The organism is Streptomyces sp. RK62 (assembly GCF_018070255.1).
Classification (GTDB): domain Bacteria; phylum Actinomycetota; class Actinomycetes; order Streptomycetales; family Streptomycetaceae; genus Streptomyces; species Streptomyces nigra.
The window spans coordinates 305,437-322,231 of sequence record NZ_JAGPYD010000002.1; the positions used below are offsets into that span (position 1 = coordinate 305,437).

Below are 16,795 nucleotides of genomic sequence, written 5' to 3' on the forward strand. Positions count from 1 at the left end.
ATGCGAATCGGCGAGCTGGCCGCGCGGGCCGGGACCACGACGCGCACCCTGCGCTACTACGAGTCACGCGGGCTGCTGCCCGCGCGGCGCGGCCCCAACGGGCACCGGGTGTACGACGAGGGCGACCTGCGGTTGCTGCGGCAGATCAGGACGCTGCAGGACTTCGGGTTCGACCTGGAGGAGACCCGGCCGTTCGTGGAGTGCCTGCGGGCCGGCCATGCGGAGGGCGACACCTGCCCGGCCTCGCTCGCGGTGTACCGGCGCAAGCTGGACGAGCTCGACGCGCTGATCGGCGAGCTGCGGGCCGTCCGCGAGCAGATAGGGCTGCGGCTGGCGCTGGCCGAGAGCGAACCACCGTTGTGCGAACTGGGAGGGCGGGAGCTGTGATCAAGGCGGCGGGCGTGACCGAGGTGACGGACGCGGACTTCGCGGCGGAGGTGATCGGGGCGGAGCTGCCGGTGCTGGTGGAGTTCACCGCCGACTGGTGCCCGCCGTGCCGGCAGATGGGACCGGTGCTGGGCGCGCTGGCCGCGGAGGAGGGGGAGCGGCTGAAGGTCGTTCAGCTCGATGTGGACACCAATCCGCTGACGACCAACGCCTACAAGGTGCTGTCCATGCCGACCTTCCTCGTCTTCCGCGACGGCGAGCCGGTGAAGGCGATGGTCGGGGCGCGGCCCAAGCGGCGGCTGCTGGAGGAGCTGGCCGACGTGCTCTGAGCACCGCGCCACACGCAACGAGAAATCCCCCGGGCAATTGCGCCCGGGGGATTTCTTTGCGTATATTCAATGGTTCGCGACTTCGAATAGGGAAGGCGCGGAGAAGTTCAGTGAGCACAGTATATCCGGGCGGGAGCGGAATTGTCAAACACCGAATTCCAAGACGGTGAATTGCGACGCGAGCAGGAATTCATCGACGGCCTGTACGCACGCGTCGACGCCCTGCGCGGCGACACCGAGGCCGGAGTCACGGACGCGCTCGCCCAGGGCGACAAGCCCATGCAGGCCCGCCTGGAGCGGGACATCCTCGTCGCCGAACGCTCGGGGCTGCTCGCCGCGCTCAACGCGGTCGACGGCTCCCTGTGCTTCGGCCGGATCGACCTCTCCTCGGGCGGCGCCCACCACATCGGCCGGATCGGCCTGCGCGCCGACGACACCGAACGCACCCCGATCCTCATCGACTGGCGGGCCGACGTCGCCCGCCCCTTCTACCTGGCCACCGGCCACACCCCGATGGGGCTGCGCCGCCGGCGGCACATCACCACCGAGGGGCGGACGGTCACCGCCCTGCACGACGAGATCCTCGACCTCGGCGACCGGGAGCGCACCGGCCACGAGGACCCCAGCGGCGACGCCGTGCTCCTCGCGGCGCTCGACGCCGCCCGCACCGGCCGGATGCACGACATCGTGCAGACCATCCAGGCCGAGCAGGACGAGATCATCCGGGCACCGCACCGCGGAGTCCTCGTCGTCGAGGGCGGCCCCGGCACCGGCAAGACCGCCGTCGCCCTGCACCGCGCCGCCTACCTCCTCTACGAGCACCGCGAGCTGCTCGCCAAGCGGGCCGTCCTCATCGTCGGCCCCAACCCCGCCTTCCTCGGCTACATCGGCGAGGTGCTGCCCTCCCTCGGCGAGACCGGCGTCCTGCTGGCCACGGTCGGCGAACTCTTCCCCGGCGTGAAGGCCACCGCCACCGACACCCGCGAGGCGGCCGCCGTGAAGGGCCGCGCCGACATGGCCGACGTCCTCGCCGAGGTCGTCCGGGACTGGCAGGCGCTGCCCGACCCGGTCATCGCCATCGAGCACGACCGCGAGGTCCTCATGCTCGACGACGGACTCGTCAAGGTCGCCCGCGAGAGGACCCGCGCCGCCCGGCTGCCGCACAACGCGGCCCGGGAGCACTTCGAGGGGCACATCCTCAACACCCTCACCGAGCTGTACGCCGAGCGGGTCGGCACCGACCCCTTCGACGGCACCAGCCTGCTCGACCCCAGCGACATCACCCAGATCCGCGACGAGATCGCCGAGAACCCCGAGGTGTGGGCGGCCATCGACCAGCTGTGGCCCCGGCTCACCCCGCAGCGCCTGGTCGCCGACTTCCTCGCCGACCCCGTCGGCTACCTCCCCGACGAGGACGCCGCCGCGATCCGTCGGCCCGTCACCCGGGCGTGGACCGTGGCGGACGTACCGCTGCTCGACGAGGCCGCCGAACTGCTCGGCGAGGACGACCGGCTCGCCCGGGCCCGCGCCGAGCGTGAGCGCGAGACGCAGATCGCCTACGCGCAGGGCGTGCTGGACGTGTCGTACGCGTCCCGGACCTATGAGTTCGACGACAAGGACGAGGAGGACAGCGAGATCCTCTCCGCGCACGACATCATCGACGCCGAGCGGTTCGCCGAACGCCAGGAGGAGGACGACCACCGCAGCGCCGCCCAGCGCGCGGCGGCCGACCGGACCTGGGCGTTCGGGCACATCATCGTCGACGAGGCGCAGGAGCTGTCCCCGATGGCCTGGCGCCTGCTCATGCGGCGCGTCCCCACCCGGTCGATGACCCTCGTCGGCGACCCGGCGCAGACCGCCGAGGCGGCCGGCGTCGGCTCCTGGGAGAAGATCCTCCAGCCGTACGTCGAGGACCGCTGGGAGCACACCCGGCTCGGCGTCAACTACCGTACGCCCGCCGAGATCATGGAGCTGGCGGCGGCCGTCGTCCGGGCGGAGGACCCGGACTTCGAACCGCCGAGTTCCGTACGGTCCACGGGGGAGCGGCCGTGGATCCGGGCCACCGACGATCTGCCCGAGGCCGTGGCCTCGGCGGTGAAGGAGCTGACGCCCGCGGAGGGGCGGCTCGCGGTCATCGCGCCGCGGCATCTGCACCGGCGGCTGGCCGCTCGGCTGGACGGGGTGACGGCGGGGGAGCAGCCCGATCTCACGCGTACGGTCGTGCTCCTCGACCCCCGTCAGGCCAAGGGGCTGGAGTTCGACTCGGTGCTGGTGGTGGAGCCGGGGCTGTACGGCACGAGCGACTTGTACGTGGCCCTGACGCGTGCGACGCAACGCCTGGGCGTCCTCCACACGGGCCGCCTCCCCAAGGCCCTGTCCGAGAACTGACTTCCTTCGCCCCCGCCGCCCCTTCCCGTCCCGTCCCCGGGGGCTGCCGCCCCCGGGCCCCCGTTTCGGCCCTGGACGGGCCTCGTCCTCAAACGCCGGACGGGCTGAATTCAGCCCCTCCGGCGTTTGAGGAGCGGGGTCTGGGGCGGAGCCCCAGAAGGATGGGGCGGGTAGGGGCGGCGGGGGCGAGGAAACCTAGGCCGGGCGGAGCCAGACGGTGGCCAGGGGTGGCAGCGTCAGGCGGATGCTGGCCGGGTGGGCGTGCCAGGTCTGCGGCTCGGGCTTCACCGGCTCGGGGTTGACCACGTCACCGCCCCCGTACCGCGCCGCATCCGTGTTCAGAACCTCATGCCACGCCGGCACCTCCTCCGGCACCCCCAGCCGATACTCCTCCCGCACGACCGGCGACATGTTCGACACCGCCAGCAACGGCACCCCCTCCGCGTCGTACCGCAGAAACGCGAACACGTTGTCATCGGCGGCATCACCCACCACCCACCGGAACCCGGACGGATCCGTGTCCCGCTGCCACAGCGCCGGCGTATGCCGGTACACCGTGTTCAGGTCCCGCACCAGATCCCGCACCCCCCGATGGTCCGCCTCCGCCCCGTACGCGGGGTCCAGCAGCCACCAGTCCGGCCCGTGCGCCTCGGACCACTCCGCGCCCTGCGCGAACTCCTGCCCCATGAAGAGAAGTTGCTTCCCCGGGTGCGCCCACATGAAGCCCAGGTAGGCCCGCAGATTGGCCCGCTGCTGCCACCAGTCACCCGGCATCTTCGACACCAGCGACCGCTTGCCGTGCACCACCTCGTCGTGCGAGATCGGCAGGACGTAGTTCTCGCTGTACGCGTACACCATCGAGAACGTCATCTCGTCGTGGTGGTACCTGCGGTGCACCGGCTCCTTCGTCATGTACTGCAGCGAGTCGTGCATCCAGCCCATGTTCCACTTCAGCCCGAAGCCCAGCCCGCCGAAGCCGCCGGGACCGGTCACATGCGTCGGCCGGGTCACCCCGTCCCAGGCCGTCGACTCCTCCGCGATCGTCACGATCCCCGGGTTGCGCCGGTAGACGGTCGCGTTCATCTCCTGCAGGAACGCCACCGCGTCCAGGTTCTCCCGGCCGCCGTGCTCGTTCGGCACCCACTGGCCGGGCTCACGTGAGTAGTCCAGGTAGAGCATCGAGGCGACGGCGTCCACCCGCAGGCCGTCAATGTGGAACTCCTCGCACCAGTACACCGCGTTGGCGACCAGGAAGTTGCGCACCTCGCGCCGTCCGAAGTCGAACTCCAGCGTGCCCCAGTCGGGGTGCGCGGAACGCAGCGGGTCCTCGTGCTCGTACAGCGGGCGCCCGTCGAACTCGGCCAGCGCCCAGTCGTCGCGCGGGAAGTGCGCCGGCACCCAGTCCATCAGCACCCCGATCCCGGCCTGGTGCAGCCGGTCCACGAGGTACTTGAAGTCGTCGGGGGTGCCGAGCCGGGCCGTCGGCGCGTAGAACCCGGTGACCTGGTAGCCCCACGAGCCCCCGAACGGATGCTCGGCGACCGGCATCAGCTCCACATGCGTGAAGCCCAGGTCCTTGACGTAGGCGGGCAGCTGCTCCGCGAGCTGGCGGTACGTCAACCCCGGCCGCCAGGAAGCCAGATGGACCTCGTACACCGAGAACGGCGCCTCGTGCGGGGCCGGTGTCCCGCGCCGCTCCAGCCAGGCCGCGTCACCCCACTCGTACCCCGAGGCGTACACGATGGACGACGTGTTCGGCGGGGCCTCCGTGCGCCGGGCCATCGGGTCCGCGCGCAGCGTCTTCGAACCGTCGGGCCGGGTGATCTCGAACTTGTAGAGCTCGCCCTCCCCGATGCCGGGCACGAACAGCTCCCACACGCCCGTACCGCCGAGCGAGCGCAGCGGGTAGCCGGTGCCGTCCCAGTAGTTGAAGGTGCCGGCGAGCGAGACGCCGCGCGCGTTCGGCGCCCACACCGTGAAGCGGGTGCCGGTCACGCCCTGGTGCGTCATCGGCTGGGCGCCGAGGGCCCGCCACAGCTCCTCATGCCGGCCCTCACCGATCAGATGCAGGTCCAGGTCGCCCAGCGCGGGCAGGAAGCGGTACGCGTCCTCGGTCTCCTGCACCGTCCCCTCGTACGCCACGAGGAGCCGGTAGTCCTGCGGTACGTCCCGCAGCGGGAGCAGCCCGGTGAAGAAGCCGTCGCCGTCGTCGTGCAGCTCCGCCCGTACGGCACCGGCGACGACCGTCACCGACAGGGCGAACGGCCGGAAGGCACGGAAGGCGACCCCGCCGGGGACCGGGTGCGCGCCGAGCACGGAGTGCGGCTCGTGGTGCGTGCCGGACAGCAGCCGGTCGCGGTCGGCGGCGTCCAGGGCGGCGGAGTCCGCGACCGTCACGGGCGCCGGAGGCTGCTGCTCGCCGCCGCCCTTGCCCTCGCTCGCCTGCTGGGCGGGGATCTTCTTCTGCGCGGCCTGCTGGGCGGGAATCCGCCGGGTCCCGGCCTTCTTCGCACCCGCGCCCCCGGACGGCGGCGCGGTGGGGCCCTCGCCGGTGGAGCCCTTCCCAGCGGCGGCCTTGGCGGGGGTCCGCGCGCCGGCCTGCTTGGCGACGGTCTTCTTCGCGGGGGACTGCTGAGCGGCGGCCTTCTTGGCCACCGCTTTCTTGGCCACCGCCTTCTTGGCAGTGGCGGTCGTGGTCGCGGCCTTCTTGGCGGTCGTCTTCTTCGCCACGGCCTTCTTCGTCGCCGCGGCCTTCTTGGCAGCCGTCTTCTCGGCCGGAGCCGTCTTCTTCGCAGCCGTCTTCTTCGCGACCGCCGTCTTCTCGACGGCCTTCTTCGCGGCCGCCGCGGCCGGGGCCTTCTTCGCCGTCCCCTTCTTCGCGGCCCCCTCCCGCATGGACGCCACGGCCTTCTCCACGGCCTGCGCGGACCTGGCCGTCCCGGCCTGCGCGGCCTTCTTCGCGGGCGCCTTCCTGGCCGCCGTCTTCTTCGCCGGCGTCTTCGTCTCGGCCGTCGTGGACTCGGCCGGTGTCTGCGGGTCCGGCTCGCTGGGGGGAGTGGTGCGGGGGGTCACGGGCGGGGCCTCCTCGGCGAAGGGGGGAACACAGGGGTGGAGGGGGGTGCGGGCGGGGCGTCGGCGGCGAGCCGGCGTATCGCCGCCATCGGCACCGGCAGCCAGTCCGGCCGGTGCCGGGCCTCGTACACGACCTCGTAGATCGCCTTGTCCGTCTCGTACGCCCGCAGCAGCACCGGATCGGTCCGCGGGTCGGCGTCGCCGGCCTCGGCGTACCCGGTGCAGTAGGCGGCCCGGCAGGCCTCGGCCCAGCCGGGGGCCGGATGCTCGGCGGAGTGGGCGGCGTAGTCGAAGCTGCGCAGCATGCCGGCCACGTCCCGTACCGGCGGCTGCGGCATCCGCCGTTCCGCGAGCGGCTTCGACGGCTCGCCCTCGAAGTCGATCAGCCACCACTGCCCGGAGGGCGAGCGCAGGCACTGCCCGAGGTGCAGATCGCCGTGGACACGCTGGGCCGTCCAGGTGGAGCCCTCGGCGGCGAGTTCGGCCAGCGCGTCGAAGGCCGAGCGCAGGGCGGGCGCGTACGGCCGTAACGTGGGCACCGCCTGGGCGGCGGCGTCGAGCCGTTCGAGCATGCCCTCGACCTGTTGCCGCACCTGGGTGTGCCCGAGCGTGACGGTCGGCAGGGCGCGGGCCAGCGCCGTGTGCACCTCGGCGGTCGCGCGCCCCAGCGCCCGCGCGGCCGCCGCGAAGTCCTCGCCCTTGGCGAGCCCGCGCAGCGCCAGGTCCCAGCCGTCCGCCGCGCCCTGCACGAACGGCTGGAGCACCCCCAGCACATACGGCTCACCCGAGAGCTCCGCCCGCATCCACGCGGTCGGCGCGGGCACCCGGTCGCAGCCCTCGCGGGCCAGCGCCAGAGGCAGCTCCAGGTCGGGGTTGACGCCGGGCACCACCCTGCGCAGCAGCTTCAGGATGAACGTATCGCCGTATACGACAGAGGAGTTGGACTGCTCCGAGGTGATCAGGCGGGGCACCAGGCCCGACCGGATCTCGGTGCCGCTGTCCCGTTCGAAGCGCAGAGCGCCGATACGGGCCCCGGTGCGCAGGGCCTCCAGGAGCAGTTCGCAGGGGCGGGGGTCGTACAGCGCGTCGTACACGGTGCGTCCCGCGAGCGGGCCGCCGGTGACATGCCCGATCAGCGCGGGTGCCAGCCGGGGCGGCAGGGTCTCGCGTTCACCGATGAGCAACTGGTAGCAGTCCGCCGGTTGTTCGGGCGCGCCCCGCGCGGGTGTGAGCGGCTGATGGGCGCGCACCAGCAGGTGGTACAGGCCCCGGGTGCCGCCGGGCGGCAGCAGGGCGGTCGCCGCGACCATCGAGAAGCCCGTGACCGGACGCCCCTTGCCGGCGAACCAGCGCTGCCGCGGCAGCCAGTCCCTGAGCAGGGGCTCCAGTGACGCGAGGAGGCCGGGCGGGGTGGAGAGGGAGCTGCGGGTGACGGCTTCCGACATGACGTCGCGTCCTTTCCCCGGGCGGTCGGGGTGATACTTCTGCGTGCCCCCGGCGGGGCGGTGGAAACCGCCCCGCCGGGCTCTCAGGCGGCGTCCTTGCGCAGCCGGAACCAGTAGAAGCCGTGGCCCCCGAGCGTCAGCAAGTACGGGAGCTCACCGATGGCCGGGAATCGCACCCCGCCGAACAGCTCGACCGGATGGCGGCCGGTGAACGGGCTGAGATCGAGTTCCGTCGGCTGCGCGAACCGCGAGAAGTTGTTCACGCAGAGCACGAGGTCGTCCTCGTACTCCCGCAGGAACGCGATCACCGCCGGGTTCGTCGACTGGAGTTCGGTGTAGGAGCCGAGTCCGAAGGCGGGGTTCTGCTTGCGGATCTCGATCATGCGCCGGGTCCAGTGGAGCAGCGAGGACGGCGAGGACATGGATGCCTCGACGTTCGTGACCTGGTAGCCGTAGACCGGGTCCATGATCGTCGGCAGGAACAGCCGTCCGGGGTCGCTCGACGAGAAGCCGGCGTTGCGGTCCGGCGTCCACTGCATCGGCGTGCGGACGGCGTCGCGGTCGCCGAGCCAGATGTTGTCGCCCATGCCGATCTCGTCGCCGTAGTAGAGGATCGGCGAGCCCGGCAGGGACAGCAGCAGCGCGGTGAACAGTTCGATCTGGTTGCGGTCGTTGTCGAGGAGCGGGGCCAGACGCCGGCGGATGCCGATGTTGGCGCGCATGCGGGGGTCCTTGGCGTATTCCGCCCACATGTAGTCGCGCTCCTCGTCGGTGACCATCTCCAGGGTCAGCTCGTCGTGGTTGCGCAGGAAGATGCCCCACTGGCAGCCGGACGGGATGGCCGGGGTCTTCGCGAGGATTTCCGAGACGGGGTAGCGGGACTCGCGGCGCACCGCCATGAAGATGCGGGGCATGACCGGGAAGTGGAAGGCCATGTGGCACTCGTCGCCGCCCGAGGCGTAGTCCCCGAAGTAGTCGACGACGTCCTCCGGCCACTGGTTCGCCTCCGCCAGCAGCACCGTGTCCGGGTACTGCGCGTCGATCTCCTTGCGCACCCGCTTCAGGAACTCGTGGGTCGCCGGGAGGTTCTCGCAGTTGGTCCCTTCCTCGGCGTAGAGGTAGGGGACGGCGTCGAGGCGGAAGCCGTCGATGCCGAGGTCGAGCCAGAACTTCAGGGCGGAGAGGATCTCCTCCTGCACGGCCGGGTTCTCGTAGTTGAGGTCGGGCTGGTGGGAGAAGAAGCGGTGGAAGTAGTACTGCTTGCGGACCGGGTCGAAGGTCCAGTTGGAGGCCTCGGTGTCGACGAAGATGATGCGCGCGTCGGGATAGGCCTTGTCGTCGTCGGCCCACATGTAGTAGTCGCCGTAGGGGCCCTCGGGGTCCTTGCGGGACTCCTGGAACCACGGGTGCTGATCACTCGTGTGGTTCATGACGAAGTCGATGATCACCCGCATGCCCCGCTGATGGGCCGCGTCCACGAACTCCACGAAGTCCGCGAGGTCGCCGAACTCGGGGAGCACGGAGGTGTAGTCGGAGACGTCGTAGCCGCCGTCGCGCAGCGGGGACTTGAAGAAGGGCGGCAGCCACAGGCAGTCGACGCCGAGCCATTGCAGGTAGTCGAGCTTGGCGGTCAGGCCCTTGAGGTCGCCCACGCCGTCGCCGTTGCTGTCCTGGAAGGAGCGGACCAGGACCTCGTAGAAGACGGCGCGCTTGAACCAGTCGGGATCACGGTCGTTGGCCGGGGTGTCCTCGAAGGTGTCCGGGACGGGCTCGTTGACGATCATGTGGCGGGTGACCCTCCGATCTGCGGGGTGGACGGTCGCAGAGCCTCGCCGCGCGCATCCCGGGGACGCCCCCCGGGCTCCTGTCCGACGACGAGCACATGCGCGCCGCCGGGCAGCAGACGCACATAGTTCGCTCTGCCCCAGTGATAGGTCTCGCCGGTGAGCTCGTCGCGCACCGGCACCGACTCGTGCCAGTCCAGGCCGAGTTGCGGCATGTCCAACGAGACCGTCGCCTCCTGGGTGTGGTGGGGGTCGAGGTTGGCGACCACCAGAACAGTGTTCGAGCCGCTGCGCTTGGAGTAGACGAGCACCTCCTCCTTGTCCGCGTGGTGGAAGTGCAGGTCGCGCAGCTGCCGCAGCGCCGGGTTCTCCCGCCGGATCATGTTCAGCCGGGTGATGAGGGGGGTGATGGTGCGGCCCTCGCGTTCGGCGGTCTCCCAGTCGCGTTGGCGCAGCTGGTACTTCTCGCTGTTCAGGTACTCCTCGCTGCCCTCGCGCAGGGGGGTGTTCTCGCACAGTTCGTAGCCGCTGTAGACGCCCCAGGTGGGGGAGAGGGTGGCGGCCAGGACGGCACGGACCTCGAAGGCGGGACGGTGCCCGTGCTGGAGGTAGGCGTGCAGGATGTCGGGGGTGTTGACGAAGAAGTTGGGCCGCATGTAGGCGGCCGCCTCCCCCGACAGCTCGGTCAGATACTCCGTCAGCTCCTGCTTGCCGGTCCGCCAGGTGAAGTACGTGTACGACTGCTGGAAGCCGATCTGCGCCAGCGTGTGCATCATCGCCGGACGGGTGAACGCCTCCGCCAGGAAGATGACATCGGGGTCGGTGCGGTTGATGTCGGCGATGACCCGCTGCCAGAACACCACCGGCTTGGTGTGGGGGTTGTCCACCCGGAAGATCCGCACCCCGTGGCCCATCCAGTGCCGCAGGATCCGCAGGGTCTCCGCGACCAGCCCGTCCATGTCCGCGTCGAACGCGATCGGGTAGATGTCCTGGTACTTCTTCGGCGGGTTCTCCGCATACGCGATCGTGCCGTCCGGGCGGTGGTGGAACCACTCCGGATGCTTCGACACCCACGGATGATCGGGCGAGCACTGCAGCGCGAAGTCCAGCGCGATCTCCAGCCCCAACTCCCGCGCACGCGCCACGAACCGGTCGAAGTCCTCGATCGTCCCCAGATCCGGGTGCACGGCGTCGTGCCCGCCCTCGGGCGAGCCGATCGCCCACGGCACCCCCACATCGTCCGGCCCGGCCGACAGCGTGTTGTCGGGGCCCTTGCGGAACGTCGTCCCGATCGGATGGATCGGCGGCAGATACACGACGTCGAAGCCCATCGCGGCGATCGCCGGCAGCCGGCGCGCCGCCGTCTCGAACGTCCCGTGCGGCCGCTCCGGCGTCCCCTCCGAGCGCGGGAAGAACTCGTACCACGACCCGAACAGCGCCCGCTCCCGCTCCACCAGCAACGGCAACGCCTCCGACGCCGTCACCAGATCCCGCAACGGATACCGGCCGAGGACGTCGTCGATCTCGGGCGTCAGCGCGGCCGACAACCGCCATGCCGCCGGGCGGGACTCGTCCCGCAATGCCTCGGCGGCCCGCAGGACCACCGTCCGTCCCGCGCCCTCGGGCACGCCGTCGGCGGCGCGTTCGTGCAGGCGCGCGCCCTCCTCCAGCACCAGCTCGGTGTCGATGCCGGCCGGGATCTTGATCTGGGCGTGGTGCCGCCAGGTGGCGACGGGATCGCTCCACGCCTCGACCCGGAAGCTCCAGTCACCGGGCGCGTCCGGTGTCACGAGCGCGCCCCAGCGGTCGGTGCCCGGGGCGAGTTCGCGCATCGGGGTCCAGGGACCCGGGCGGCCCCTCGGATCGGTCAGCACGACGTTGGCGGCCACCGCGTCATGGCCCTCCCGGAACACGGTCGCCGTGACCATGAAGGACTCGCCGGTCACCGCCTTGGCGGGCCTGCGCCCGCGCTGCACGACCGGGCGGACGTCGAGGACGGGTATGCGCCCGATCCGGTCCGCCGCCCCGGCGGCCGGGGCGGGCCGCCGCGGCGTCGGCGGTCCCGGGTCGGCGGTCACGGTGTCATGGGCGGGCGGTGACTCGGCGCGGGTGGGCCGGGCCTGGGCGCGGGGCGTCGGGGGTGAGGACGACTGGTGGTGCTTGGCGGGCATGACCGCTCCTGTCCGCGTCAACGTTGGTGGGCGGATGACAATGGGGAGGTGGGTCCTGCGGTGTGACGGTGTCGCTGTCGGATGCACCCCGTGGGGGTGTGCGCCCGGGAGCGCACGGTGGGGTGTACCGGAGGAGCCTTCCCACCCTATTCGGGTGGGCAATCCGGCACTTTGTTAACTACTCACGCGTATGTCTACGCACAAGACCGGTCCCGTTCCGGACGAACGGGACCGGTCCCCGTGAGTGGCCGTCACACGGGCGTCACGGCTTCGGAACCCGCAGGAGTTCGTCCGGTGAGCCGGCCCCGCGGCCGGAGATCCTTCCGGAGACGGCCCGCGCCACCAGAGCCTTGGACACCTGTGCGGGCGTCGCCCGCCGATGGTCCGCCAGATAGAGCGCGGCGGCGCCCGCGACGTGCGGCGACGCCATCGACGTACCCGAGTAGGCCGCCTTCGCGGTGTCGCTCGCGTTCGACGCCGAGGTGATCGACACGCCGGGGGCGAACAGGTCCAGGGCGGGGCCGTGGTTGGAGAAGCCGGCCCGCCGGTCGGTGCGGTCGGTCGCGCCCACGGTGACGGCCTGGGAGACCCCGGCGGGGGAGTACAGCGCGGCGGGCTGTCCGGCGTTGCCCGCCGCGACCGTGTAGGTGACGCCGGACGCCACGGAGTCGCGTACGGCGGCATCCAGCTGGCGGTTGCGGGGGCCGCCCAGACTGACGTTGGCGACGGCCGGCTTCTTCGCGTTCCGGGTCACCCAGTCGATGCCCGCGATGACGTCGGCGGTGCTGCCGCCGCCCGTGTCGTCCAGCACCCGGACCGCCACGACCTGCGCCTTCTTGGCGATGCCGTACGTGGTGCCCGCGATCGTGCCGGCGACATGGGTGCCGTGGCCGTTGCCGTCGCCCGCCGTGCGGTCGTCGTCCACGAAGTCCCAGCCGTAGCGGGCGCGGCCGCCGAAGTCCCGGTGCGAGACGCGGACGCCGGTGTCGATGACGTACACGGTCACACCGGCCCCCGCCGGGCGCGGCCAGCTGTAGCTCATGCTCAGTGGAAGATTGGCCTGATCGACGCGGTCGAGTCCCCAGGACGGTGGATTCTCCTGCGTGTCCTCCAGCGTCACCCGGGTGTCCTGCGCGACCGAGGCGACCCGGGGGTCGGCCGCGAGCCGCCTGGCCTGTCTCGCGTCGGCGCGGATGGCCCAGCCGTTGAGGACCGTGCCGTACGTATGGCTGATTTCGACCCCATAGCGCGCGGCGAGACTCTTTCCGGCCGGCGACAGGGCCGCCGTCCCCTGTCTGAGCGTCACCACGTAACTGCCGCCGACGGCGCCGGGCAGCCCGGCGCCCTGTATCCGCCCCTCCGGTGCGGCGTGCGCGGGCGCGGTGACGACCGAGAGCGCGGCGACACAGGTCACCGCGGTCAGGCCGGCCGCCCAGCGCAGACGCCGTGTGCGCGTCCGTGCCATGGTGTGGCTTCCCCTCCTCGACTCGGCGCACGGCGGCCCTGAAGCACCCGGTGCACCCGGCGTGGGCCGGCGCGCCATCCGTCACCCTCTCCTGATGCGAGAAGTCGCCACAAGGACGCCTACGGGGGTGGAATCGGCCATATCCGCCATGGCCGGATGCGTAAAGGTTGCGTCCACTTTCGGACGGACATCGGCCGTACGACGCGCCCCGGGTACGCAAAACGCACGCTGGTGACGAAGCCCCGCATACCGATACCGTCGGGGGCGTTGACGGGACCCACACCGCCGTGTGTCCCCTGCCACGTGCTGCCCGAGGTGGAAAGTGAAGGCGATCCGTCGGTTCACCGTCCGTCCTGTCCTCCCCGAACCCCTGCGGCCCCTCAGCGATCTGGCGCGCAATCTGCGCTGGTCCTGGCACGCGCAGACCCGCGAACTGTTCCGCTCCGTCGACCCCGGGCGCTGGGCCGCCTCGGGCGACGACCCCGTACGGCTCCTGGGCAGCGTCCCGCCCGCGCGGCTCGCCGAGCTGGCCCAGGACGCGTCCTTCCTGGAGCGGCTGGCCGCCGCCGCCCGCGACCTCGACGACTACGTCACCGGCGACCGCTGGTACCAGCTGCAGCCCGCTGGACTGCCCGCGGCGATCGCCTACTTCTCGCCCGAGTTCGGCATCACGGCCGCCCTGCCGCAGTACTCCGGCGGCCTCGGCATCCTCGCCGGCGACCATCTGAAGGCGGCCAGCGACCTCGGCGTCCCGCTGATCGGCGTCGGCCTGCTCTACCGGCACGGCTACTTCCGCCAGACCCTGTCCCGGGACGGCTGGCAGCAGGAGCACTACCCGGTCCTCGACCCCAACGAGCTGCCGCTCGCCCTGCTCGAGGAGGCCGACGGCACCCCCGCCCGGCTCCGGCTGGCCCTGCCCGGCGGCCGGTCGCTGCACGCCCGGATCTGGCTCGCCCAGGTCGGCCGGGTCCCGCTGCTGCTGCTCGACTCCGACGTCGAGGAGAACGACCTCGGCGAACGCGGCGTCACCGACCGGCTCTACGGCGGCGGCAGCGAGCACCGGCTGCTCCAGGAGATGCTCCTCGGCATAGGAGGGGTGCGGGCCGTGCGGACGTACTGCCGGCTCACCGGCCACCCGGCGCCCGAGGTCTTCCACACCAACGAGGGCCACGCCGGCTTCCTCGGCCTGGAGCGCATCGCCGAACTGTGCGAGGGCGGCCTCGACTTCGACGCGGCACTGGAGGCCGTCCGGGCCGGGACGGTGTTCACCACGCACACCCCCGTCCCGGCCGGCATCGACCGGTTCGACCGCGAACTGGTCGCCCGTCACTTCGGGCCCGACGCCGAACTGCCCGGCATCGAGGTGGGGCGCATCCTCCAGCTCGGCATGGAGACCTACCCCGGTGGCGAGGCCAACCTGTTCAACATGGCCGTGATGGGCCTGCGCCTCGGTCAGCGCGCCAACGGCGTGTCCCTGCTGCACGGCAACGTCAGCCGCGAGATGTTCTCCGGGCTGTGGCCGGGCTTCGACCCCGACGAGGTGCCGATCACCTCCGTCACCAACGGTGTGCACGCCCCGACCTGGGTCGCGCCCGAGGTGTTCCGCCTCGGCGCGGACCGGATCGGCGCCCGGCGCATGGAGGACGCGCTGACCGTCGGCGGCTCCGACCGCTGGGACGCCGTCGCCGACATCCCCGACCAGGAGGTCTGGGAGCTGCGCCGGGTGCTGCGCGAACAGCTCGTCCAGGAGGTGCGCGAGCGGCTGCGGGCCTCCTGGCGGCAGCGGGGCGCCGGGACCGCCGAGCTCGGCTGGGTCGACGGCGTCCTCGACCCCGACGTCCTCACCATCGGCTTCGCCCGCCGCGTCCCCTCGTACAAGCGGCTGACGCTGATGCTGCGGGACCCCGACCGGCTGATGAGCCTGCTGCTGCACCCGGAGCGGCCCGTCCAGATCGTGGTCGCCGGCAAGGCGCACCCGGCGGACGACGGCGGCAAACGCCTCGTGCAGGAACTCGTCCGCTTCGCCGACGACCCCCGGGTGCGCCACCGCATCGTCTTCCTGCCCGACTACGGCATGGCGATGGCCAAGAAGCTCTACCCCGGCTGCGACATCTGGCTGAACAACCCGCTGCGGCCCCTGGAGGCGTGCGGCACCTCCGGGATGAAGGCGGCGCTCAACGGCTGCCTCAACCTGTCCGTCCTGGACGGCTGGTGGGACGAGTGGTTCCAGCCCGACTTCGGCTGGTCGATCCCCACGGCCGACGGCACCGGCACCGATCCCGACCGCCGGGACGACATAGAGGCCGCGGCGCTGTACGACCTGCTGGAGCAGCGGATCACCCCCCGTTTCTACGAGCGCGGGCGGGACGGTCTGCCGGACCGCTGGATCGAGATGGTCCGCCGGACCCTGACCCTGCTCGGCCCGAAGGTGCTGGCAGGCCGCATGGTCCGCGAGTACGTCGACCGCCTCTACACCCCGGCCGCGCACGCCCACCGCGCGATGACCCCGGACGCGGCGCGCGAACTGGCCGGCTGGAAGGCCCGGGTGCGCTCCGCGTGGCACGCCGTCACCGTCGACCACGTCGAGACGTCGGCCGCGGCACCCACCGCGGAACTCGGCTCGACCCTGAGCCTGCGCGTGCGCGTCGGCCTCGGCGAGCTGGGCCCGGAGGACGTCGAGGTGCAGGCCGTCTCGGGCCGGGTCGACGGCGAGGACCGGATCGCGGACGCCTCCACGGTGCCGCTGAAGCCGGTGGGCAGCCCCGACACGGACGGCCGCTGGGTCTACGAGGGCCCGCTCTCCCTCGACCGCACCGGCCCCTACGGCTACACGGTCCGCATCCTCCCGTCCCACCGCCTCCTCGCCTCCAGCGCCGAACTCGGCCTCCTGGCGGTTCCCTCCCAGGAGACGGGGGAGGGCGGCGGGGTCCTGCTGCGCTGAGCGTGCGGGAACCGGCCCGGAGGTGAAGATCCCTCTCCACGGAGGGAGCGAACCCTGTGAGAATGGGGGCGCTTCATCGTGGAGAGGGGGACCCCATTCAGTCGGTCCTGGGGAACATCGTGATCGGGCTGGTGACCAGTCTGCTCGGTGGCGGCTTCGTCTGGTTGTGGGAGCGGGCCAAGAAGGCCCGGGCGGTGAACAGGAGGGCGGCGTTCTTCGGCGTCCGGCCGGGCGAGACGTGCCTGATCGTCCTGGGCAACAAGCACGACGCACCGGGCACCGCCCACTACCGTGACGTCCGGGCCGTCGTCGAACTGACGCTGCTCATCGGCGAGCTGGGGTGCAAGGCCGCCGTCGAGCCGGGGGCCTTCCGCGGCGGCAACGACGACCGCACGGAGTTCTGCGTCGGCGGCCCGGCCGGCGGCGCCAACCTCCGCACCGGCGGCCACCTCGCCGCCCATCTGCCCGGGGTCACCGTCCACCCCTACGACGGCATCCGGCCGGAGTCGGTGGCCATCGAGGTCGGAGGCGAGAAGTTCCTCTTCGACCGCGGCAACCAGGAGTACGCCTTGGTCGCCAAGTTCACGCCCGCCGAGTCCAGCCGCCCCGTGTTCCTGGTTTGCGGCCAGTCCTCGGTGACGAACCTCGCGGCCGTCCACTACCTCCGCCGCGAGTACGCGCACGTCGCGGAACGGCTCCCGTCGGTGGACCGCTTCTGCCTCCTGATCAAGGTCACCGACATCGGCACGTACGAATACCACCGGGCGACCCCGGAACGGGACGTCACAGCGTCCGCGTTCGGGCGGTGACGCC

Annotated in this window: 10 protein-coding genes; 5 read left to right on the top strand and 5 right to left on the bottom strand. The window is 71.7% G+C overall.

The window, feature by feature from the left end; genetic code table 11:
- From KBY32_RS05180 to KBY32_RS05190, 3 genes are all read left to right on the top strand, one after another.
- On the top strand, positions 1-387 hold the full coding sequence (locus tag KBY32_RS05180) for a MerR family transcriptional regulator (RefSeq protein WP_055624965.1): 387 nt from the start codon (positions 1-3) through the stop codon (positions 385-387).
- A 14-nt stretch (positions 388-401) separates the two neighbouring features.
- Positions 402-716 (top strand): co-chaperone YbbN, encoded by a 315-nt coding sequence (locus tag KBY32_RS05185; RefSeq protein WP_115505561.1) that lies wholly within the window; start codon positions 402-404, stop codon positions 714-716.
- Between the two features lie 171 nt (positions 717-887).
- Entirely contained in the window at positions 888-3,104 is a 2,217-nt protein-coding gene (locus KBY32_RS05190) for a UvrD-helicase domain-containing protein (RefSeq protein ID WP_247689015.1), read from the top strand.
- A gap of 195 nt (positions 3,105-3,299) precedes the next feature.
- Here the strand turns inward: KBY32_RS05190 and glgB are convergent, their stop codons facing one another.
- From glgB to KBY32_RS05215, 5 genes are all read right to left on the bottom strand, one after another.
- Positions 3,300-6,176 (bottom strand): 1,4-alpha-glucan branching enzyme, encoded by a 2,877-nt coding sequence (glgB, locus tag KBY32_RS05195; protein WP_210979032.1) that lies wholly within the window; start codon positions 6,174-6,176, stop codon positions 3,300-3,302.
- Positions 6,173-7,621 (bottom strand): maltokinase, encoded by a 1,449-nt coding sequence (locus KBY32_RS05200; RefSeq protein WP_210979033.1) that lies wholly within the window; start codon positions 7,619-7,621, stop codon positions 6,173-6,175. The genes glgB and KBY32_RS05200 overlap by 4 nt, the downstream gene beginning before the upstream one ends.
- Before the next feature lie 83 nt (positions 7,622-7,704).
- Positions 7,705-9,405 (bottom strand): maltose alpha-D-glucosyltransferase, encoded by a 1,701-nt coding sequence (treS, locus tag KBY32_RS05205; protein WP_210979034.1) that lies wholly within the window; start codon positions 9,403-9,405, stop codon positions 7,705-7,707.
- Entirely contained in the window at positions 9,402-11,576 is a 2,175-nt protein-coding gene (locus tag KBY32_RS05210) for an alpha-1,4-glucan--maltose-1-phosphate maltosyltransferase (protein ID WP_210979035.1), read from the bottom strand. Before KBY32_RS05210 ends, treS begins: the two co-directional genes overlap by 4 nt.
- Before the next feature lie 262 nt (positions 11,577-11,838).
- Positions 11,839-13,041: a S8 family peptidase gene (locus KBY32_RS05215; RefSeq protein WP_210979036.1), complete on the bottom strand. Its 1,203-nt coding sequence runs from the start codon at positions 13,039-13,041 to the stop codon at positions 11,839-11,841.
- A 322-nt stretch (positions 13,042-13,363) separates the two neighbouring features.
- On the opposite strand from KBY32_RS05215, the gene KBY32_RS05220 reads away from it, so the two are divergent.
- On the top strand, positions 13,364-15,982 hold the full coding sequence (locus KBY32_RS05220; protein WP_210979037.1) for a glycosyltransferase family 1 protein: 2,619 nt from the start codon (positions 13,364-13,366) through the stop codon (positions 15,980-15,982).
- A gap of 119 nt (positions 15,983-16,101) precedes the next feature.
- A complete protein-coding gene (locus tag KBY32_RS05225) occupies positions 16,102-16,791 on the top strand; it encodes a hypothetical protein (protein WP_308293655.1) in 690 nt (229 codons plus the stop codon).
- Positions 16,792-16,795 lie beyond the last annotated feature (4 nt).